General features: G+C 56.5%; 25 protein-coding genes and 2 tRNA genes. 7 read left to right on the forward strand and 20 right to left on the reverse strand.

Going from position 1 to position 19,485, the window contains the following annotated elements; translation table 11 throughout:
• Positions 1-42: 42 nt before the first annotated feature.
• Positions 43-681: a ribonuclease D gene (locus V5T82_RS00085; RefSeq protein WP_332893536.1), complete on the reverse strand. Its 639-nt coding sequence runs from the start codon at positions 679-681 to the stop codon at positions 43-45.
• A gap of 176 nt (positions 682-857) precedes the next feature.
• Positions 858-944, reverse strand: a tRNA-Leu gene (locus V5T82_RS00090).
• 295 nt (positions 945-1,239) lie between these two features.
• Here V5T82_RS00090 and V5T82_RS00095 point away from each other — a divergent pair.
• Both V5T82_RS00095 and V5T82_RS00100 read left to right on the forward strand, forming a co-directional pair.
• Positions 1,240-2,271 (forward strand): complex I NDUFA9 subunit family protein, encoded by a 1,032-nt coding sequence (locus V5T82_RS00095; protein WP_332893537.1) that lies wholly within the window; start codon positions 1,240-1,242, stop codon positions 2,269-2,271.
• Between the two features lie 7 nt (positions 2,272-2,278).
• Positions 2,279-2,494: a GDCCVxC domain-containing (seleno)protein gene (locus V5T82_RS00100; protein WP_332893538.1), complete on the forward strand. Its 216-nt coding sequence runs from the start codon at positions 2,279-2,281 to the stop codon at positions 2,492-2,494.
• A gap of 14 nt (positions 2,495-2,508) precedes the next feature.
• On the opposite strand, the gene V5T82_RS00105 is transcribed toward V5T82_RS00100, so the two are convergent.
• The 3 genes from V5T82_RS00105 to V5T82_RS00115 form a co-directional block, all read right to left on the reverse strand.
• Complete coding sequence (locus V5T82_RS00105; protein WP_332893539.1) at positions 2,509-2,880, reverse strand: MarR family transcriptional regulator; 372 nt, start codon at positions 2,878-2,880, stop codon at positions 2,509-2,511.
• A gap of 81 nt (positions 2,881-2,961) precedes the next feature.
• Positions 2,962-4,371, reverse strand: coding sequence for a leucyl aminopeptidase family protein (locus V5T82_RS00110; RefSeq protein ID WP_332893540.1), 1,410 nt, complete (start codon positions 4,369-4,371; stop codon positions 2,962-2,964).
• A gap of 173 nt (positions 4,372-4,544) precedes the next feature.
• Positions 4,545-4,634 (reverse strand) — tRNA-Ser (locus V5T82_RS00115).
• A 161-nt stretch (positions 4,635-4,795) separates the two neighbouring features.
• On the opposite strand from V5T82_RS00115, the gene V5T82_RS00120 reads away from it, so the two are divergent.
• Together V5T82_RS00120 and V5T82_RS00125 are read left to right on the forward strand one after the other, a co-directional pair.
• On the forward strand, positions 4,796-5,290 hold the full coding sequence (locus V5T82_RS00120) for a hypothetical protein (RefSeq protein ID WP_332893541.1): 495 nt from the start codon (positions 4,796-4,798) through the stop codon (positions 5,288-5,290).
• Between the two features lie 205 nt (positions 5,291-5,495).
• Positions 5,496-5,918 carry a response regulator gene (locus tag V5T82_RS00125; protein WP_332893542.1) on the forward strand — a complete coding sequence of 141 codons (423 nt, stop codon included), beginning with the start codon at positions 5,496-5,498 and terminating at the stop codon, positions 5,916-5,918.
• 59 nt (positions 5,919-5,977) lie between these two features.
• On the opposite strand, the gene lepA is transcribed toward V5T82_RS00125, so the two are convergent.
• The 11 genes from lepA to V5T82_RS00180 form a co-directional block, all read right to left on the reverse strand.
• Positions 5,978-7,783, reverse strand: a complete 1,806-nt coding sequence (gene lepA, locus V5T82_RS00130; protein ID WP_332893543.1) for a translation elongation factor 4 — start codon at positions 7,781-7,783, stop codon at positions 5,978-5,980.
• A 46-nt stretch (positions 7,784-7,829) separates the two neighbouring features.
• On the reverse strand, positions 7,830-8,045 hold the full coding sequence (locus V5T82_RS00135) for a FeoC-like transcriptional regulator (RefSeq protein ID WP_332893544.1): 216 nt from the start codon (positions 8,043-8,045) through the stop codon (positions 7,830-7,832).
• A 17-nt stretch (positions 8,046-8,062) separates the two neighbouring features.
• A complete protein-coding gene (gene feoB, locus V5T82_RS00140) occupies positions 8,063-9,682 on the reverse strand; it encodes a ferrous iron transport protein B (protein ID WP_332893545.1) in 1,620 nt (539 codons plus the stop codon).
• Positions 9,683-9,697: 15 nt separating this feature from the next.
• Positions 9,698-9,841: a FeoB small GTPase domain-containing protein gene (locus tag V5T82_RS00145; protein ID WP_332893546.1), complete on the reverse strand. Its 144-nt coding sequence runs from the start codon at positions 9,839-9,841 to the stop codon at positions 9,698-9,700.
• A complete protein-coding gene (locus tag V5T82_RS00150) occupies positions 9,780-10,058 on the reverse strand; it encodes a FeoA domain-containing protein (protein WP_332893547.1) in 279 nt (92 codons plus the stop codon). Before V5T82_RS00150 ends, V5T82_RS00145 begins: the two co-directional genes overlap by 62 nt.
• A 287-nt stretch (positions 10,059-10,345) precedes the next feature.
• The gene (locus V5T82_RS00155; protein WP_332893548.1) at positions 10,346-10,831 is read right to left on the reverse strand and encodes a GNAT family N-acetyltransferase; all 486 of its coding nucleotides are present in this window, start codon (positions 10,829-10,831) and stop codon (positions 10,346-10,348) included.
• Positions 10,832-11,746 (reverse strand): bifunctional methylenetetrahydrofolate dehydrogenase/methenyltetrahydrofolate cyclohydrolase FolD, encoded by a 915-nt coding sequence (gene folD, locus V5T82_RS00160; protein ID WP_332893549.1) that lies wholly within the window; start codon positions 11,744-11,746, stop codon positions 10,832-10,834.
• Between the two features lie 15 nt (positions 11,747-11,761).
• Positions 11,762-12,085, reverse strand: coding sequence for a DUF167 domain-containing protein (locus V5T82_RS00165; protein ID WP_332893550.1), 324 nt, complete (start codon positions 12,083-12,085; stop codon positions 11,762-11,764).
• A 2-nt stretch (positions 12,086-12,087) separates the two neighbouring features.
• Positions 12,088-12,390, reverse strand: a complete 303-nt coding sequence (locus V5T82_RS00170) for a YggT family protein (RefSeq protein ID WP_332893551.1) — start codon at positions 12,388-12,390, stop codon at positions 12,088-12,090.
• 146 nt (positions 12,391-12,536) lie between these two features.
• A complete protein-coding gene (locus V5T82_RS00175; protein WP_332893552.1) occupies positions 12,537-14,003 on the reverse strand; it encodes a diguanylate cyclase in 1,467 nt (488 codons plus the stop codon).
• A 62-nt stretch (positions 14,004-14,065) separates the two neighbouring features.
• Positions 14,066-15,307, reverse strand: coding sequence for a methyl-accepting chemotaxis protein (locus V5T82_RS00180; protein WP_332893553.1), 1,242 nt, complete (start codon positions 15,305-15,307; stop codon positions 14,066-14,068).
• Positions 15,308-15,566: 259 nt separating this feature from the next.
• Between V5T82_RS00180 and V5T82_RS00185 the strand changes: the two genes are divergently transcribed.
• Positions 15,567-15,758 carry a hypothetical protein gene (locus tag V5T82_RS00185; protein ID WP_332893554.1) on the forward strand — a complete coding sequence of 64 codons (192 nt, stop codon included), beginning with the start codon at positions 15,567-15,569 and terminating at the stop codon, positions 15,756-15,758.
• A 12-nt stretch (positions 15,759-15,770) separates the two neighbouring features.
• Here the strand turns inward: V5T82_RS00185 and V5T82_RS00190 are convergent, their stop codons facing one another.
• Positions 15,771-16,169: a metallopeptidase family protein gene (locus V5T82_RS00190; RefSeq protein WP_332893555.1), complete on the reverse strand. Its 399-nt coding sequence runs from the start codon at positions 16,167-16,169 to the stop codon at positions 15,771-15,773.
• Between the two features lie 75 nt (positions 16,170-16,244).
• Between V5T82_RS00190 and V5T82_RS00195 the strand changes: the two genes are divergently transcribed.
• Positions 16,245-16,538, forward strand: a complete 294-nt coding sequence (locus V5T82_RS00195; protein WP_332893556.1) for a 4a-hydroxytetrahydrobiopterin dehydratase — start codon at positions 16,245-16,247, stop codon at positions 16,536-16,538.
• A gap of 4 nt (positions 16,539-16,542) precedes the next feature.
• Here the strand turns inward: V5T82_RS00195 and V5T82_RS00200 are convergent, their stop codons facing one another.
• Both V5T82_RS00200 and V5T82_RS00205 read right to left on the reverse strand, forming a co-directional pair.
• Positions 16,543-17,475, reverse strand: a complete 933-nt coding sequence (locus tag V5T82_RS00200; protein WP_332893557.1) for a DMT family transporter — start codon at positions 17,473-17,475, stop codon at positions 16,543-16,545.
• 8 nt (positions 17,476-17,483) lie between these two features.
• Positions 17,484-17,747, reverse strand: coding sequence for a hypothetical protein (locus V5T82_RS00205; protein WP_332893558.1), 264 nt, complete (start codon positions 17,745-17,747; stop codon positions 17,484-17,486).
• Positions 17,748-17,882: 135 nt separating this feature from the next.
• Between V5T82_RS00205 and V5T82_RS00210 the strand changes: the two genes are divergently transcribed.
• Positions 17,883-18,470, forward strand: a complete 588-nt coding sequence (locus tag V5T82_RS00210) for an RNA methyltransferase (RefSeq protein WP_332893559.1) — start codon at positions 17,883-17,885, stop codon at positions 18,468-18,470.
• On the opposite strand, the gene V5T82_RS00215 is transcribed toward V5T82_RS00210, so the two are convergent.
• Complete coding sequence (locus V5T82_RS00215; RefSeq protein ID WP_332893560.1) at positions 18,460-19,479, reverse strand: asparaginase; 1,020 nt, start codon at positions 19,477-19,479, stop codon at positions 18,460-18,462. The genes V5T82_RS00210 and V5T82_RS00215 overlap by 11 nt on opposite strands.
• Positions 19,480-19,485 lie beyond the last annotated feature (6 nt).

The raw sequence follows: 19,485 nt of genomic DNA on the forward strand, positions 1-19,485 counted from the left end.
ACATCTTGCCAGAGCCGCTGTCAAAGCGGCATGAAACGGGCCTTACTTGTGGGCGAAAATGTCGTATTCGGCCCAGCCCAGAATATCCAAATCGGTGCGCGTGTGGAGAAAATCGAAGCAACTTTGCGCCATTTCAAAACGGCCTTCGCGCGCCAACATCTCCATCAATTTTTCGCGGACTTTGTGTAAATACAGAACATCCGTCGCCGCGTAAACCAATTGCTCTTTGCTCAAGTCCTCTTTGCCCCAGTCGGACGACTGCTGTTCTTTGGAAATGTCGATGCCCACCAACTCGCGGCAAACATCTTTATAGCCATGGCGGTCGGTATAGGTGCGTGCGATTTTAGACGCAATCTTGGTGCAAAATACGGGATTCACACGAATGCCCAAATTGGCCTTCAGCGACATCACGTCAAAACGCGCGAAGTGAAAGATTTTGACGATGCTTTCATCTTCGAACAGTTTTTTGAGGTTCGGCGCTTCGGTTTGGCCCAGCGCAATCTGCACCAAATGACAAACCCCGTCACCGCCCGACAGTTGAACCAAACACAAGCGATCGCGGCCCACCTGCAGCCCCATGGCTTCGCAGTCCACGGCAATAGCGTCTTTGAATTCGAGACCTTCGGGTAAATCGTTCTTATAAAAATGAATTTCCGGGTTGGTCATGACCGGGTTTTGCATGGGTAGGGCCTTTCTCGTTTCGAAGCGGCGGGCCACAAAATGTCAAAACACGCAGGCCCCCGAAGTGGGCCTATATGGTAAATTATATGAGCAAAGTGTAAAGCACTGAGAAGAAATGATGACCCAAGGCGAAGCCGGCCTAAACACAGCCTGGGCAACTTTTTAAATTGAAGAGATGGTGCCCAGGAGAAGACTCGAACTTCCACGGCCTTGCGGCCACAGGTACCTGAAACCTGCGCGTCTACCAATTCCGCCACCTGGGCATTTGTCGATGGGGACCAAACATGAGGGCCCTTTGGATCGGTGGCGCATGAACTAAAGGGCTGGGCGGGGGTTGTCAACTCCGATGTGCACGCCGGGTTCATTTTTCTGAAATTAATCGGTTTTTCATCAGCCAAAGGACGAACTCAGTGCGTGGAAAACGCTAATTCACGCAGACTTTGTCCAAATCCTGTGAAAAGTACCATTTTTGCTGAATTGGCACTTGAGCTTTGCGCCCTGAAAGACGAATATCTCCCCAGAATTTTTACCCCAGTTGGCACACCTCGGGAGGACATCATGGCAGGTCGCTTGGTCACAGTTTTTGGTGGAAACGGTTTTGTTGGACGGCACATTGTGCAACGTCTGGCCCAGCAAGGCGACCGTGTACGCATTGCCTGTCGCGACCCCGAAGCCGCCATCGGCTTAAAGCCCCTGGGTGAACCCGGCCAAATCCTGCCGATCAAAGCCAACATCACCAACGCAGCAGAAGTCGAAGCCGCCGTGGCGGGTGCCGACGCCGTCATCAACTGCGTTGGTTTGCTGGCCCCGGCTGGGCGCAACACATTTGAAAACGCCCACGTGGCGGGTGCGGGCAACGTCGCCAAGGCCGCCAAAGCTGCGGGTGCTTTGGGCTTTGTGCAAATCTCTGCCCTCGGCGCAGACTTAGACAGCCCGTCTAGCTACGCAAAAACCAAAGCCGCTGGCGAAGCCGCCGTCTTGGACGCCTTCCCCGAAGCCGTGATTTTGCGCCCGTCCATCATCGTCGGCCCAGAAGACGGGTTCTTGAACCTGTTCGCCGCCCTGTCGCGTTGGAGCCCGATCATTCCGATCCTGGGCACACCACTGTTGCCGAAGCTGTCCATGGAGCCCGGTGAAGACACCCACTGGCGCTTCCCGAACTTCAGTTTCTCCGCCTTTGGCGGCACCAAGTTCCAGCCGATCTATGTCGGTGATGTGGCCCAAGCCGCCGTCAATGCCCTCAGCGACACCAACGCACCCGGCAAAGTCTTCGAATTGGCGGGACCGCGCGTGCTGAGCTCGCGACGTTTGATGCGCATCATGCTCAAAATCACACAGCGTTCGCGCATGTTGGTGCCGTTCCCGCTGCCCATCGCGTCCATCGTCGGCTTTTTTGCCGAATTCATTCCCGGCAAGCCGCTGACCCGCGATCAAGTCACGCTGTTGAAATCCAACAATGTCTTGAGTGGCGAAAACCCCGGTGCACAAGCGTTGGGCGTTGAGCCGGTGGACATCGAATCGGTCCTGCCGGGCTATCTCAGCACCTACAAGCCGCCGTCCGGCCGCCGTCTGCGCACCAACGAATTTTAAGCCGATCATGGCGATCAAGCTGACCAGTGCCATCACGTGTCCCGAATGCGGACATGTGGAAACAGAAACCATGCCCACGAACGCGTGTCAGTATTTTTATGACTGCAAAGGCTGCGGTGCGGTCTTAAAGCCCAAGCATGGAGATTGCTGCGTCTATTGTTCTTACGCAGACACACCCTGCCCACCCATCCAAGAGGGTTCGAGCTGCTGTCCCGGAAAATGAAGGATGCTTAGGAACTAGTTGCTTGCGCCACTGCCGTCGGTCTTCAGCCCCCGGGCTGCGGCCACGATTAGCTCGCCGTATTCGCGCAAGAACACAGAGCCGCGCACGGTGCGCTGGATCAGGACCGAACGCCGATCTTGCTCATCGACTTTGCGGCGCACCAGTTCCATATCGCCCAAGCGATCAATGGCGCGGGTGATGGCGGGTTTGGAAACTTTCAGGGTATCGGCCAAACCGCGCACGGTGTGCGGCGGCGGGGTCAGATAAACTGTCAACAACAGAGCCATTTGGCGCGCGGTCAAATCCGGTGCATCGAGACGCACACTGTTGACGATGGCACGACGCCACAGATCCAAGGCATCCAGTTCAGTCAGTTCGATGGACATCGGCCAATGGCCCCCTCTGCGTGCGAATCGTTACGAAAGCGTTTTATTAGTACCTGAGGGTTCGCTTGGGGGCAAGCCCGTTCAGGCTCCGTAACGATGTTTTAGGGCCTCGAACATGGCGCGCATGGACATGGCTTCCCCACCTTCGGGTTTGCCGGGACTGGTTGAGAGATTCCAGCCCATCAAATCCACGTGTGCCCATGAAATACCCTCCCCCACAAAGGCTTCCAGAAACAGCGCCGCCATAATTGCGCCGCCGTAAGGGCCGTCCGTGTCGTTTTTGAGATCCGCCACTTTGCTCTTTGTCGCTTTTTTATAGGGCTGGTGCAGCGGCAACGGCCACACCGGATCGGCGGCACGGGTGCCGCCGTGTAAGATGTCTTCGGCCAACTGGTTGTCGTTGCAAAACAACGCCGGCAAATCGGTACCCAGTGCGACCCTTGCCGCCCCCGTGAGCGTGGCAAAATCCAAAATCAAGTCCGGCTGGTCTTCAGACGCCAAAGCCAAAGCGTCGGCCAAGATCACCCGGCCTTCCGCGTCCGTGTGGCCGATTTCGACACTTAAGCCCTTGCGCGTGGCAATCACGTCTTGGGGACGCATGGCGGCACCGGACACCGAATTTTCCACGGCTGCAATGATCACCCGCAAACGCACGTTGAGCTCGGCGGCCATAATCATCGACGCCAGGCCCAGCGCGTGTGCCGCGCCGCCCATGTCTTTTTTCATCAATTTCATGGCCGACGCCGGTTTGATGTCGAGCCCGCCGGTATCGAACGTCACACCCTTGCCCACCAGAGTGACCTTGGGCGCGTCTTCTGGCCCCCACATGAACTCCGCCAAGCGCGGCGCGCGATTTTCTTCTGCCCCGCGGCCCACAGCGTAAACGGCGGGGAAACCTTCGCGGATCAAATCGACGCCAACCACTTCGGCGAACTCAGCGCCCGAAGCTTCCGCCAATTCCTGCGCGGCTTGGGTAAGTTCTGCCGGGCCCAAGTCGGACGCCGGGGTATTGATCAAATCACGCACCAGCTTGGTCGCTCCGAACGCGCCGCGCACCGCATCGCGGTCGCAGGCTTCGGGCCAGACCAATGTGCGTTTCGGCTCATCCTCGCCGTCGTCTTCGTCGGATTTGGAAAAGTAGCGATCATATTTGTAGGACGCTAAGGCAAAGCCCAGCGCCACATCGTAGGCATCTTGGGGCCCCAACTCGGTCGAGACCTCCCACGCGCCGTTGCTCAAACCCTTGAACAAAGACGCCCAAGCCCAAGGCCCACCGCGCCCGTCATTGCCGCCAATGACATACACTGCGCCGCCCAGACCATCGGCGTTGGGCAACAAAGCCGTCTGACCGCCCTTGCCTGAAAAGCCACTGTCACCAAGCCACGCTTTGACGCTGTCGTCTTGCCCCTCCAGCCAAGCGGCGTAGGCGTCCTCGCGAACAGCTTCGACAGGGCGGGCGTTCTCATCGGGATCGGTTAGGCAGTTGGGCATGGCGTTAAGTCCTCGTGTTGCGAATCTTTAGAGAGAATCTAGCGTGTCTGAGGGTGTGCGCAAAGGGTGGGGTTCGCTGAAATAATCCCTTCGGCGTTTCGCCGAACACGGGTTTCATCCCGGACCCCACCAACGATAAAACCCAAGACCCCGGTTTGGGGTCTTGGGTTTTATGGCGGAGAGGGCGGGATTCGAACCCGCGGTACGCGTTAACGCACACACGCTTTCCAAGCGTGCGCCTTAAGCCACTCGGCCACCTCTCCATAAGGTGCGCGCGCAAACTAACCAAGGCAGCTTGGAAGATCAAGCGCTTCTGCAGTTTTCTTTGAACATTTTTTTACCCGCGCCCGCCCAGCTGTGAGCTTTGTCAATGACCCCTGCCCTGCGAAGCCCTACACTGGGCCTTATGAAGCGGATTCTTTTCATGTTGGGCATCGTGCTGCTGAGCGTCGCGTTCTTGATCACGGGGGCGGAAATGGCCACGCGCGTGACGCTCGCCGAAACACCTGAAGGGCGGAAATTCTTGGTTTCCACTTGGCTGGTCTGGCAAACCGTCGCACCGCAAAGCTTCGCCGCCATCCAAGACCATGCCCAAATCACGCTGATCCGCACCCTCACCCTCCTCCCCGGGTGGATTTTGTTCGGCGTGCCCGGCCTTGTCCTGGTCGCCCTGTTTCGCAAAACCGACCCCAACAGCCTGTCCGATGAAGAATTCAAGGAACACGAGGAATCCCTCTATTTGATCGATAAGTTGGCCGCCGCAGCCGAAAAAGAAGACCTGTCCCATATGCCCGACGACCTGACCTTCACGGATCCGGACGACGTTGTGCCCGCCGAAGACCACTACGCTCAAAATCCGGTGGAAGACGATCTGCTGCCGGACAGGGACTACTTGTTGGGCCCCAATCAAAAGCCCTGAGCCGTTTTCAGATGCACAATGCATTTGCATTTTGCAATGCACAACGCCAATCCATGCGCGCGTGTGCAAAACGCACATCAACACCTTTCATAAAAATGTCATGATTTCAAAGTCTTGAGCACACTGTGCCAAATCGCAAACCCTGGCACAGCCTTCGCATACATATGACGAAACAAACAAGACACATGCTCTGAGGACCTGCCCCATGAACATTTCCCGCTTGCGCACGAACCCCGGCACCCGCGTGCTAATCGCCAACGAAGACCCGTTGGAAGCCATGGCGTTGGAAAGCCTCTTGCGGATTGAGCGCAATTGCGAGACGCGCATCACCACGGACATGCGCGAGGTCCTCGCCATGCACGAATGCTGGCCCTTCGACATGCTGTTTTTGGACATGCAGAACGAAACCCTTGACGGTCTGAAGGTCGTTGACCAACTGGGTCACGCCATCCGCAAGGCAGAGTTGACTTTGGTGGCCCTGGTGCACAGAGGGTCGGAACAAGTTCGTTTGGCGAGCCTCGCGTCCGGCGCCGTGGCGACGCTGGCCAAACCCATCGACCACAATCAAGCCACCGCGCAAATCAACCGCGCGTTTAGCCTGATGCCGGTGCGGGCCAATTCGTTTTAAGATCCAGTTTCTTCTTGAGAGAGAGAAGGAACAGCGCGGGTGACAAACTAGGTTCAGGCCTAGTCGTCGCCCATTTTTAGGGCGTTGATGAAGGCAGACTGCGGAATTTCGACCCTGCCGAATTGACGCATCTTCTTCTTGCCCTTCTTTTGCTTTTCCAAAAGCTTGCGTTTGCGCGAAATATCGCCACCGTAACACTTGGCCGTCACGTCTTTGCGCATGGCTGAAATGGTTTCGCGCGCAATCACTTTACCGCCAATGGCGGCTTGGATGGGGATCTTGAACAGCTGGCGCGGGATCAGGTCTTTCAAGCGTTCACAAACCTGACGCCCACGGTTTTCAGACTGGGAACGGTGGGCGATAAACGCCAACGCGTCTACGGGCTCGGCGTTGACCAAAATTTGGATCTTCACCAAATCGTTTTCGCTATAGCCGTCCATTTCATAATCGAACGACGCGTAGCCGCGCGTGATGGACTTCAAGCGGTCATAAAAATCAAACACCACTTCGTTCAACGGCAGACGGTAAACGGCCATGGCGCGGTTGCCAACGTAGGTGAGCTCAATCTGCTCGCCACGGCGATCCGTGCACAAGGACAAGACCGAGCCCAGATATTCATCTGGCACCATAATGGTGGCTTTGATCCAGGGCTCTTCGATGGACGTGATGAGGGTCGGTTCCGGCATGTCGGCAGGGTTGTGCAAATCCAGCACCGAGCCGTCCATTTGGTGGACCTTATAGGCCACAGAGGGCGCGGTGGTGATCAGGTCGAGATCGAACTCGCGCTCTAAGCGTTCTTGGATAATTTCCAAGTGTAAAAGCCCCAAGAAGCCGCAGCGGAAACCTTGGCCCAAGGCGATGGAGGTTTCGGGTTCGAACTCAAAGCTGGCATCGTTCAGACGCAGCTTGCCCATGCTGTCGCGCAAATCGTTGTAGTCGGCAGCGTCCAGCGGGAATAAAGAACAAAACACCACAGGAACCGACGGTTGGAAGCCCGGCAAGGGCTCCCCGGCCGGGTTGCGGTCTTCCGTAATCGTGTCGCCCACGTTGGTTTCGGACACGGTTTTGATGGACGCGGTGATGTAGCCCATTTCGCCAGGGCCCAGTTCATCCATCTTGGTGATCTTCGGCGAAAAGATGCCCACTTGATCGACTTGATGGGTGGCGCCGTTGGACATCATGCGAATCTTGAGGCCTTTTTTCAGCACACCGTCTTTCACACGCACCAAAATCATCACGCCCAGGTAGGGATCGTACCAGCTGTCCACCAGCAAAGCTTTCAGCGGTGCATCGCGTTCGCCTTCGGGACTATCCAAACGCTCGACAATGGCTTCCAAAGTATCTTCGATGCCGATGCCGGACTTGGCCGAGGCTTCGATGGCGTCAGACGCATCCAGGCCGATAACGTCTTCGATTTGTTGGCGCACACGCTCGGGCTCGGCGGCCGGCAAATCGATTTTGTTCAACACCGGCACGATTTCCAAATCGTTGTCCAGCGCCAGATAAACGTTGGCCAATGTCTGTGCCTCAACCCCTTGGGAGGCGTCCACCACAAGCAATGCCCCCTCACACGCAGCCAAAGAACGCGAGACTTCATAGGCGAAGTCCACGTGGCCGGGCGTGTCCATCAGGTTGATCTGATAGGTTTCGCCATTTTTGGCCGTATAGCTCAGACGCACGGTTTGGGCCTTAATGGTGATGCCGCGTTCGCGCTCGATATCCATGTTGTCGAGGACTTGTTCTTGCATTTCACGGTCTTCGAGCCCGCCGCAATGCTGAATCAAACGGTCCGCCAACGTCGACTTGCCATGGTCGATGTGCGCGATGATGGAAAAATTCCGGATGTGGGAAAGGTCTGTGCTCATGGACCCGGCTTTTAGCACCCTTCCGGGGCCTTGAGAAGCTGGTAAATCAGCCGATCCATTCATAAATTTCCAAAGTTTCGGCGGCGCATTTGCAACAGCTGTCGCACTTGGGCCCATCAACGGCCTGAACCCGCCCCTTGCGGATCAGGTGGGCGAGGATATCGCGCAGCACATCTGGGCTGGCCTCAAAGCGCACCATCAGGTCGCTCAGCGCCGCGCGCTCGTGCTCTTGAACATAGTCTCTGAGCTCTGAAAGCAGCATGGTCTGCTTCCTCTATCTTATTCATGAATGGAGCTGGATGAGCCCGCCATCGCCCCAGAAACACTGGGCACGTGGTCGCGCTGGCCTTGTTGGCGCATCAGCCAAATCACCAGGGCAAATGCAACGGTCAGTGCACTCAACCACAACGTCGAGGGCCACGGATGACGGCCAAACGTCGCCAATTGATAATAGCCCACGGCCACACCGTAGGCCATGGCGGTGGTCCAAAGGGCTGCGAAGCTCGACCATTTGCGCCCAAGCTCACGGTTGATCGCCCCCATCACCGCGACACACGGGGTGTAGAGCAAAATCAGCAACAAATACGCAAACGCGCCCGCTTGCCCGTCGAAGCGGTCCACCATTGCGCCGAAGGTCTGCAACAAGACCTCTTGCGCTTGGGCCGCCGCTTCAACGCTTTCGGTCTCGACCGAGCCCAAATCCAGCGGATCGGTCAACAGTGAGCCCAAGGCGCTAAAATTTTGCGGGATGGTCTGAACGGCTTCGCCCAGCCCCCCCAAAAGATCGAAGCCTGCGGCGTCTTGTGCGCCCGTTTCGGCCCCTGGCGCGTCAATGCTGGAATAAAGAGCGTCCAGTGTGCCGACCACGGCTTCCTTTGCAAAAATGCCTGTAAAAATCCCAACGGTGGCGGGCCAATTGTCCTCACGGATGCCCCTGGGCGCGAACACGGGGACAATGGTGCGGCCAATGGCGCTGAGCACGGATTGCTCGCTATCTTCATTGCCGAACGAACCGTCGGTGCCGATGGAATTGAGGAAGCTCAACACCATCACCACCATGACAATGATTTGCCCTGCGCCGAATACGAAGCTTTTCAGACGCGTCCACGCGTGGATCAACACACCGCGCACTTGCGGCACGTGATAGGGCGGAAGCTCCATAATAAACGGGGTCGACGTGCCCATCAGCAGGGTCTTTTTCAAAATAAACCCGGTCAAAATTGCGATGGCGATGCCGATCAAATACAGCCCAAACACAATGTTCTGTCCGCCCACCGGGAAAAACGCAGCGGCGAACAAGGCATAGACCGCCAGCCGCGCACCGCAGGACATGAACGGTGCCATCATCGCGGTGATGATGCGATCGCGTTCTTGTTCCAACGTGTGCGCCACCATAATGGACGGCACGTTGCAGCCAAAACCCACGATCAAGGGCACAAACGCTTTGCCTGGCAAGCCGATGGCGCGCATGGAGCGGTCCATCAAGTACGCCGCGCGCGCCATATAGCCGGAATCTTCCAAGACCGAGAGGAACAGATACAAAAAGCCGATAATGGGAATAAACGTCGCCACCACCTGAATGCCCCCACCCAAACCGTCGGCCAGCAACACTTTGATCCACAGGGGCGCACCAACGCTTTCCAACACGGTGCCGACCCCGTCGACAAAGATGGTCCCCGCCGCAATGTCGAAAAAGTCGATGAACGCACCGCCGATGTTGATGGTGAAGGTAAACATCAGATACATCAGGCCCAAAAAGATTGGGATGCCGAACAGGCGGCTCAAGACCATGCGGTCCAAGGCCTCCGAGGCTTTGCGCGATGCCGCCAGTTGGCCTTTGCTGGTGCAGATTTGCGCCAGATGGTGGGCGAAGGTGTAGCGCCCCGGCAGATCCACCACTTCAACGGTGCTGGATTAGTGCTCGAACTCACCGACTTTGCGGTCCACCGTCACGCCCGGCCAGTTACCAACCCGCTGGCGGGCTCCGGTCAGAGCATTAAAAAGTGAGGTCTTGCCGCTGTTGGGATTGCCGATTACCGCAATGGTGATTTGATCCACGATCCAATTCCCATGCCCGGCGTTTTGCCCATGGCGGCGCAGCGTTCCGCCGTGCAGCCCCCTTGTGCTGCACGATGCGCACTTCGGCGCCAATGGGCATGCCCATATCGCGCATCTTGCGCTCAATCCCCTTGTCGGCCCGGTACGCCAAAATGCGCACAAGCTCATCTTCTTGAGCCAGGGCTAAAGGAAAACCTTTGTGATCAGCTGGGGACACGGTACGCCCTCCAATTCGTCAGACTGAATTTTGCGAATTATTCGCAACAATTCCTTACAGCTAACAGGGATTTGGAACGCAAGTCAACGCTACATTAGGTTCTGCTGATTGTGCGGCGCATCCAAAGCACGCCATTCTAAGCCTTCGTCGCTCCCGTAAAAACGGGAGCCCAGGGGCGATTGTGCACAGTCTTCGTGTGGCCCTGGATTCCCGCTTTTGCGGGAATGACGGGGGGTGTTGGTTCACCCCTTTCCCCGAGGGAGAAGGCAACGCTGGCTTGGGGCGGGTTAGAGCGTTAGGCGATAAAACCGCGTGTCCACGGCCATGCGGGGGAAGGCTTCGGGGAGGGTTTCGGGCGCGATCTGCTCGAACCCGTGCTTTTCGTAAAAGCGGTGCGCGGCTTTGAATTGGGGGGTGGTGCCGAGGTAGATAGTTTGCAGCCTTGTCATACGCGCATGGCCCAAGAGCGTTTGCAGAAGCTCTGCCGCGACGCCTTTGTCGCGGCCGCGATGGCTTTCGGCGACGAACATTTTGCGCAGGGCCGCTTGTCCGTTGCCGATGTCTTTCAAGGCAATGGTGCCGACCACTTCGACGCCGTCCACCACGACCCAGAAGTTTCCGGTTCCGTTTTGGTAAAAGCCCGGAATGTCTTGCAGATCCGGCTGGTCATCGTAAGTGATGTCGATGCCGAACTCGGCTTGTTGGATGGGGACGATCAAGTCCCGCACCCCTTTGGAAAACGCCGGAATATAGCCCAGCACATCCACCATCATTTAGGCTTCCGGCTCGTCCACGCCATTGATGCGGCAACACGCCGTGACCGTGTTCGCCAGCAAGACCCCAATGGTCATGGGCCCAACGCCCCCCGGCACGGGCGTGATAGCACCTGCGACTTGGGACGCACTTTCATAGTCCACATCGCCCACCAAGCGGGTTTTGGGCTCGCCTTTGTCGTTCAGGCCGCGTTCCGGGGCCGGGATGCGGTTGATACCCACATCGATGACACAAGCCCCCTCTTTGATCCAATCGCCCTTGACCATTTGCGGGCGGCCCACGGCGGCGACGACGATGTCGGCGCGTTTGACTTCACCGGGCAGGTCCTGGGTGCGCGAATGGGAAATGGTCACGGTGCAGTTGGCGTCCAAGAGCAACTGCGCCATGGGCTTGCCGACGATGTTGGAGCGCCCAACGATGATCGCGCGCTTGCCCGACAGGTCGTCGCCCAGGGCGTCTTTAATCAGCATCAAGCAACCGTACGGCGTGCATGGGATCATGGCTTCTTGGCCCGTCGCCAAGCGACCCGAGTTGATCACGTGAAAACCGTCCACGTCTTTGTCGGGATTGATGGCGTTGATGACCTTGGCTTCGTCCATGTGGTCGGGCAGCGGCAGCTGAACCAAAATACCGTGAACATTGGGGTCGGCGTTGAGCTCTTCGACCACTTCCAACAGATCGCTTTCCAGCGCGTCCGCATCCAGGCGGAATTCAAACGAGTTCATGCCCGCCGTTTTGGTCTGTTCACCTTTGTTGCGCACATAGACTTGGCTTGCCGGATCCTCGCCCACCAGCACCACGGCCAATCCCGGCGTAATGTCGTGTTGCTCTTTGAGTTTGGCGACTTTGGCCCCAACGCGTTCGCGCAGGCTTTGGGCAAAGGCTTTGCCGTCGATTTTATTGGTATCAGACATGGGGGGAGATCTCCTCTAGGCGAGGCCCTGGGTGCGGGCCCAATCGCCGATCAATTCTTGCAGCTCCACCGCATCACCCTCAACCATCAGCACCTTGTTGCGGCTTGTCTGGCCTTGTACGACATCCAGCTGGGACTTCGCAAGCTTCCATTGTTTGGCGAGCAACTTGATCAGCGCTGTGTTGGCTTTTCCGCCTTCGGGAACTTGGGTGACGGAGGCCTTGAGCACGTCCTCCCCGTCCACATTTTGCATAATGCCGTCAATGGCGTCACGCCGCGCCGATGGGGTGAGACGCACGCGCAACTTCAGGCCCTGTTTGCTCGCGGCAAAAAACGCCAAGATCACATCCTGAGCGTCATAATCGTGTCGCCGATCAAGCCCTGCAACAGCATGATACCCAGCAAGACCAAGATCGGGGCGATGTCGATCGCCCCCAGATCCGGCAAGATCGGACGGATACGACGGTACAGCGGTTCGGTTAACCGGTAAGTGATGTCCACAACCGCATACACAAAGCGATTGGATGTGTTGAGCACCTGAAAAGCGATCAGCCAGCTCATCACCACGTTGGCGATGATGACAAACCAGTAGATCCCCAACGCAGCGTTGATGACCTTCAATACATTGACCAGAAGTATGTCCATAAGTACCCACCACAAAAGCAGAATTGACCTGAGCCAAATCTAAGCCGTGAACAGGCCCCTAGCAAGGGGCAACGACACTTATTGATCGCTGTCGAACAGCATTTCGAGACAATTGGGGACATTCAGCAGATGAATAGGGCCTGGCCCTAGCTTGGTTGCTGGTCCAACGCAGCGGTGTGGACGCGCACTGTGTTGCGTCCCGCTTCTTTTGCGGCATACAAGGCTTCGTCCACGTGGCGCACCAATCGTCTGATGTCGTCGGTGTTGGAAAGCTCAGCCACGCCAAAGCTGGCCGTAAACCGCCCGACTTCGCCCACATACATGCCTTCGAACGCTTTGCGCAGGTGCTCGGCCAGTTGCTCCGCCCCGTCGACGGTGGTTTCCGGGCAGAGAATCAAAAACTCTTCACCGCCCCAGCGGCCAAAAACATCGTGTTGGCGGATATTGTCCCGCACCGCCTGTGCACACGCCACCAGCACAGCGTCGCCTTCTTGGTGACCAAACGTGTCGTTGACTTGCTTAAACCGGTCCAAATCGAACATCACCACCGACAAACTGCGTTGATACCGGCGAGACCGCTCGAATTCCGCTTCCAGAACGTCGTCAAGCTTCATGCGGTTAAAAACACCTGTGAGGCGGTCTATCTCAGAGAGCCGTTCCAGATCCCGGTTCTTTTCCTGGAGCTGGCGGTTGAAGCGTTTTTGCACTTGATAGCGGTAGATGACAAATGCAAAGCCCAAGAGCGCAACAATCACAACCTGCCAAACCCGAGAATAATCGGTGCCCAGTTCAAAGCGGAAGGAGAACCACTTGCGCATGATCTCATTGCGTTCATCGGGCCCAATGTCGTCCATGGCCTTTTGCATGGCCGTCAACATCAACAAGTCGTCGTCGCGCACCCCGACCCGAAGGGCATGGGTGAAATCGGTTTGGCCGGCAATCTTTAAATTGCTGAGCCCAAGCTTCTGCATGTGATGAGAGACAATAAACAGAGAATCCACGGCGGCAAAAATTTCACCTTTGGACACACGCAAAAGCGCATCCTGCAAATTGTCGACATACACAAGACGCACTTCTGGATAATTTTGGCGAATATAGCTTTCGTAGACGTAGCCTTCGATGACGCCTAAGGTGTGATTGGCCAAATCCTCAAAGCCGTTGAGGTAAAGAACCTCATCGCGCGCAACCAAAACAACGGCAGCATCGATGTATGGATCGGTGAAATTCAAATAGGCGGCACGCTCATCCGTTTTGTTGAGCAAAGACAAGATGTCGCACTTATGCGATTGAGCGAAATCCAAACTTTCTTGCCAAGACGTCGTTGGCACGAGTTCAATAGGGACGCCCAGCTTTGCCGAGGCTAAGGCCATAAAATCGGCGGCAATGCCAATATGCGCCCCGTGCTCGTCAATTTTTTCATAGGGCATCCAGCTGGGATCAACACACATGGTGAGGCGGCCAAGGTTCGCCAGATGCTTTTGCTCCGCATCCGTCAGTTCCAAGGCCCAGGCCTGGGACAGAAATCCAAAGCAAACAAAGGCAAAGGCTATGGCGCATCTAAGCACCAGCCCCAACCCGTCGTTTCGACGCCTGACATCAAACCGAGGTTCCATGCACTAATTTTAGCAGATCAGGCCTGCGGACTGAAACGTTCGAAGGTATTAGAATGTATGAGTTATTGTGTGTTGTTTTTGCGAATTTGGTCGACGAATGTGTCGGATTGTTCGGACAGTTTGCCCAACTGGCGCGCCAAATCGTCAACCGTTGCCAGCATTTCATGGGCGGCAAAACCGGTTTCTTCGATAGCATCGCCGACTTCACGAATATAGCTCAAAGACTGGCCGGTGGCATCCGCCGTCTCCCGCGCGTTGACCGAGATTTCCGAAACCGAATCCCGTTGATCGTCGGCAGCTTGTGTCACTTCATTGGAAATATCGCTGATCGCACCGATGGCCTTGATGACCTCTTCCATAGCCGAACGCGCCCGTTCACCGGCCTTACGGATGGAACCGATGTGCGCCGAAATTTCATCTGTTGCTTTGGCTGTTTGCGTCGCCAAGCTTTTGACCTCACCAGCCACCACGGCAAAACCCTTACCGGCGTCGCCCGCGCGGGCGGCTTCGATGGTGGCGTTCAAGGCCAGCATATTGGTTTGGTCGGCAATGTCGATGATCAGCTCGGCCACGTTTTCGATTTTAGACGTGGCTTCGCCCAGCTCGCCCACCAAAGTGTCGGCTTGATTGACGCGTTCGACAGCTTCTAGAGACATGTTGTTGGAACTGTGCATGCGCTCGACCAGTTGCTGCACGTTGCTGGACATGGTCTCAGCCGACTGAGCAACGGCGGCCACACCTTGGGCGGCGGCGTCGGACAATGCTATGGCGGAATGCGCTTGGCCCAGGCTGGACTCGGCACTTTCCCCCATCGCACGTGCGGCGTCTTGGATCGATTGTGTATCCTTGCGCACATCAGACATGGTGCCCTGCACACCCAGCTCGAAGTTCTGCAGCAAGGCGTTGTGTTCATCATCGTCTGTGGAGGGTGTTTCAACCGTTTCAACAGCTTCGGCTTGCAGGGCTGCGAGGTGTTGCTCCAACGTGACAATCGCGCGCGCCAATTCGCCAAAAGCGTCTTGATTGTCCGTTAAAGAAGAGTTCGGTGAAACCCCGGCGGCCACGTCATCAACAATGTGGTGTATGTCGTCCAAACGCGTGGTCATGCGTTTGCGCACAATCATGGCGTTGACCAGACCCGCCACCAAGCCCACCGCCATGGCGGAGCCGATAAAGCGGCCGCTGAGCACCACGGAAGTATCCATGCCCAAAATGATCAGCAAGGTGGGAAACAGCGCCCCCGCGCCAAGGCCCAAGGTCACCAGCATTAACCCCAACCGGCCAAACTCGTCACGTCCACTCATGATCAGGCGCATCCCACTGTTTTCAGACGATAACCACACTCTGTGCCTTAGGTTTACCCCTTTCGGTACGGGAAAATCAATCGAAGAACGTGCCCCAAAGCCGAAAGTTATCCCCCTCAGCGTCACAAATTTCTTTCCCGCTCGTCAAAAAAGCAGTCGATGTCAATCGGAGCTTATAATGCGTGCTGCAAAGGTCGCACTGCATATGTCGCTCTTCTCCCGGTTGGCTCAGCGTGTGAAGTCGACAAAGGAACACTCCATGACCGATACAGACACAGCCGCAACGGTCCCGCCGACAACACCTGCGGACGAAGGGACGCCTTTTGTCCAAACCGCCATGGCTGCGGCCAATCTGATCGAGCTTTTGCGCGCCCACCCTGAAGCCTACGCGTTTTTAGAAGCCTTGCTGAAATGTTTGAAGCCGCCCCAGTCCACTTCCAGCGGCACTTAAGTGTTGAAGGCTTCAGTCCGTCTCTTCGACGCGTGCCATGTCGTCGTCGCTCAACCCAAAGTGATGGCCAATTTCATGGATCAAAACATGGCGAACCAGATGATCCAGGCTGTCTGTACCTTCTTGCCAATAGTCCAAGATCGGCTGGCGGTACAAGGTGACCGTGTCGGGTGAGATCGGCGTGTCCAGCACGCTTTTGTCCAGCATGGACACGCCCTCATAAAGCCCCAACAAATCATACGGGCTGTCCAAACCCAGCTCGCGCTGGATCTCTTCGTCGGGAAACTCTTTGACCAAGATCACCACGCCCTGCGCCGCTTGCAACAGATTATCCGGCAGGTTGGCGTAGGCGTCTTGAGCGATGCTGAGCAACGCCTGTGCACTGGGTGGTGGATCGGCTTTTGAAGACATATCTGAAGTCTAGCGCGCCTTGACCTTGGCGCCAAGCATCGCCACGTCTGTAGGGATTGTGAAAAGGAGCTTTATATGGCCGCGCTTTTATCCCCCGACGATATTGCCACCAAGCTACAGACACTTCAGGGTTGGCGGCTCAGTTCAGATGGAAAGACCCTGTCTAAAGAGCTGCAATTTGCCGACTTCAAGGCGGCTTTTGCCTTCATGACCCACGTCGCGATGGTGGCAGAAACCATGGACCACCATCCCGACTGGTCAAATGTCTACAACACCGTTTGTGTGAAACTGTCCACCCATGACGCGGGCGGTGTGACCGAGCGTGACATCACCCTCGCCCAAGCCATCGAACGGATCTTAGGCGATTAATGGCTCAATGCTTTTCCACAATCGCGGCGCCATCTTCGGGGTCGGTGCAAAGCGACTTGTGTTTGACCTTAGCCAAATAGCTTTCGCGGCGCGCGATATATATGCCCGATGCCCCAATGACCACGGCACCGGTCCAAGACCAAACATCAGGGATTTCCCCATAGGCCCAAAAGCCCAAGACGGCAACGAACGGAATTTGCACGTATCCGAACGGTGCTACAAACGACGCATCGGCCGCCTTATAGCTTCGGTTCAAAGCCAGATGCGCCGCCGTCGCCACCACAGCCGCAATCCCTAACCAAAGCCAGGCGTTCGTGGACGGCCATTGCCAGTATCCGAGCGCCGGAGGCAACGAGAACAGGCTCATAAACACGCCCATCCACACAACCATGGCGTTGGGCTGTTCCGTCCGGGTTAAGGACTTGTTGGACAGCATCGCGCCCGCAATCAGCGCAGCGGTCACCAACGCCACCACGTGCGGCGTGTCCACATCTTGAAAGCCAGGGCGGATAATCAACAAGACACCACAAAAGCCAACTCCCGTCGCCACCCAGCGGCGCAGGCCGACCTTTTCACCTAAGAACAAGGCCGCCCCAAAGGTGGTAAACAACGGGGCCGAAAAACTGATGGCCGTGGCTTCGGCTAAGGGCATTTGTGTGATCACCCAAAACCACGATAACATCGCCATAATCCCAAAAACGGACCGACGCACGTGCGCCCAGGGCCGCTTCGTGTGCAGGACAGAAATCCCCGCATACAGAACCCACGGCACCATAAGAACCAATTGACCGAGGTTGCGAAAGAACGCAATTTCAAAGGGATGGAGCTCTCCGGCGATTTTGCGCACCAGCAAACTCAAAACGCCGATCAAACACGCCGCCACGCTCGCCCACAACGCACCTTGTGCATTAGTCGCCATGGGAGATGACGCAGACACAGCTGCGCCTATTCTTCAGAAGACGGGTCTGAAGCGGGCGGCTCTTGATTTTGAAGTTGACGTTGGCGGCGAAACATCAGTACGGCCACGACACCGCCCAGCGTATGCACAAATACGTCAAACATGTCGATGGGGGCCAAAGGAATGCCGTTTTTGACCATCAAGAACTTCTGCACCAGGTGCGGTTCGGGCAAGATCGGCATGAAAAAATACAGACCGCCAAAAATCATGACCGGTCCGGGAGGAAGAGAATCGAGAATACGATTGAGCATGGGATACCTAGAGACGTCAAAAGTTGAGCGTAAGCTATGCCCATTGTGCCGTCGCGTCAAACGCCTTGGACTTGCCACACCCCGCTCATTTTGTCATTGTGCCGCCCAAATCAAACATTGAGTTGAGGCATCACCATGAGAGGCTACTTCGGCGTCGGCGTTGAAGGTATTTCCAAATCCATGAACGCAGGGGCGATTTTTCGTACCGCCCATGCCTTTGGCGCCAGTTTTGTGTTCACCGTCAACGCCAACTATGAACGCGGCGAAGGCAGTTTGGCAGACACTTCGAATTCTCTTGAGCATCTGCCGTTTTACGGTTTTCCTAAGCTTGACGACATGCTGCTGCCCCAAGACTGCCGCTTAGTCGGTGTGGAGCTGACCGAAGATTCGGTTGAATTGCCCAGCTTTCGCCACCCCAGCAAATGCGCCTATGTTTTGGGCCCCGAACGCGGCTCTTTGTCACCGGAAATGGTGGAAAAGTGCGAATTCATCGTCAAAATCCCCACCAGCTTTTGCATTAACGTATCCGTTGCCGCCGCTTTGGTGATGTACGACCGTTCGCTGTCCATGGGCAAATTTGCCGAACGTCCCGTGCGCGCAGGCGGTCCTGTACAGCCCAAATCGGACCATCAACATGGCGGGCCCGTTTTGCGACAAATGGACAAGTTTAAAACCGACCCCCCCGTCGGTCCCGGCTTCGATCCCAAAGGCTTTAGCGCTTAAGCATAAACGCTTCGCTCCCGCGCAGCTCGCCGACGCGTTCGTCAATGGTGTTGAGAATAGGCTTTTCGATCAGATCGGCCACGCCGTCACGCGCCTCTCCGCTCAACAGCCCCAACTGATCCAGCACAAAACCCATCGCTTGCTCAGAAGCCCGAATGGTGCCGTCGTCAATTTTCAAGGCAATGGCGAGCCCTGCACCAGGCACCATGGCGATGTGCACACCGTCCGCACCGCCTTTGACCAAGATTTCACCTTTTGTCGTTTCCATCACGCGGGTATCGAACCGCCCGGTTCCCGCCACCAAATGCGGATGGGCGGCCATGGCGGACAACACACGATGCGTGCTCGCCATGCGCTCCGCCCCGCCAACCGATGGGGCGATCATAGACGCCATACCCTGTGCTAAGGCCGACAGAGGAAACGCAAAGACAGGGATACCGCAGCCATCCGCGCTCTGCGGAACCCTGGACAGGTCCGAACCGGTCATTTCTTCAACCGTCCTTGTGATGCGTTGTTGCACCGGGTGATCGGGCTTGATGTAATTTTTGGTGTCTTCACCCAAATGAAGCGCCGTGGTCAAGAACCCTGCATGTTTACCCGAACAATTGTTGTGCGCCCGGGTGAAATCTTCGCCATCGCGCGCCATGGACTTGGTGACATCCAGCGTAATCGCTTCACAGTGTCCACATTCAAGATCGTCCACACCAAGCCCCACCCGCGCCAACCACGCCTGCACATGGCGAACATGATCGTGTTCTGAATTATGAGAGGCACAAGCCAGAGCAATTTCTTGCGCGCTCACGTTAAAGGCATCCGCCGCGCCGGTTTCGATCAGCGGTATGGCTTGCAAGGGCTTTAATGAAGACCGCGGAAAGACATTTTGGCCCACATCCCCCCACGACTGCAAAATTTCGCCTTTAACATTCACGACGGCACAAGCACCGCGATACCGGCATTCGACAAAACCGCCGCGCGTGGCTTCGATCAATACGGGATTGGGGGTCGTCATTTTTCC

Source organism: Magnetovibrio sp. PR-2 (assembly GCF_036689815.1).
GTDB lineage: Bacteria > Pseudomonadota > Alphaproteobacteria > Rhodospirillales > Magnetovibrionaceae > Magnetovibrio.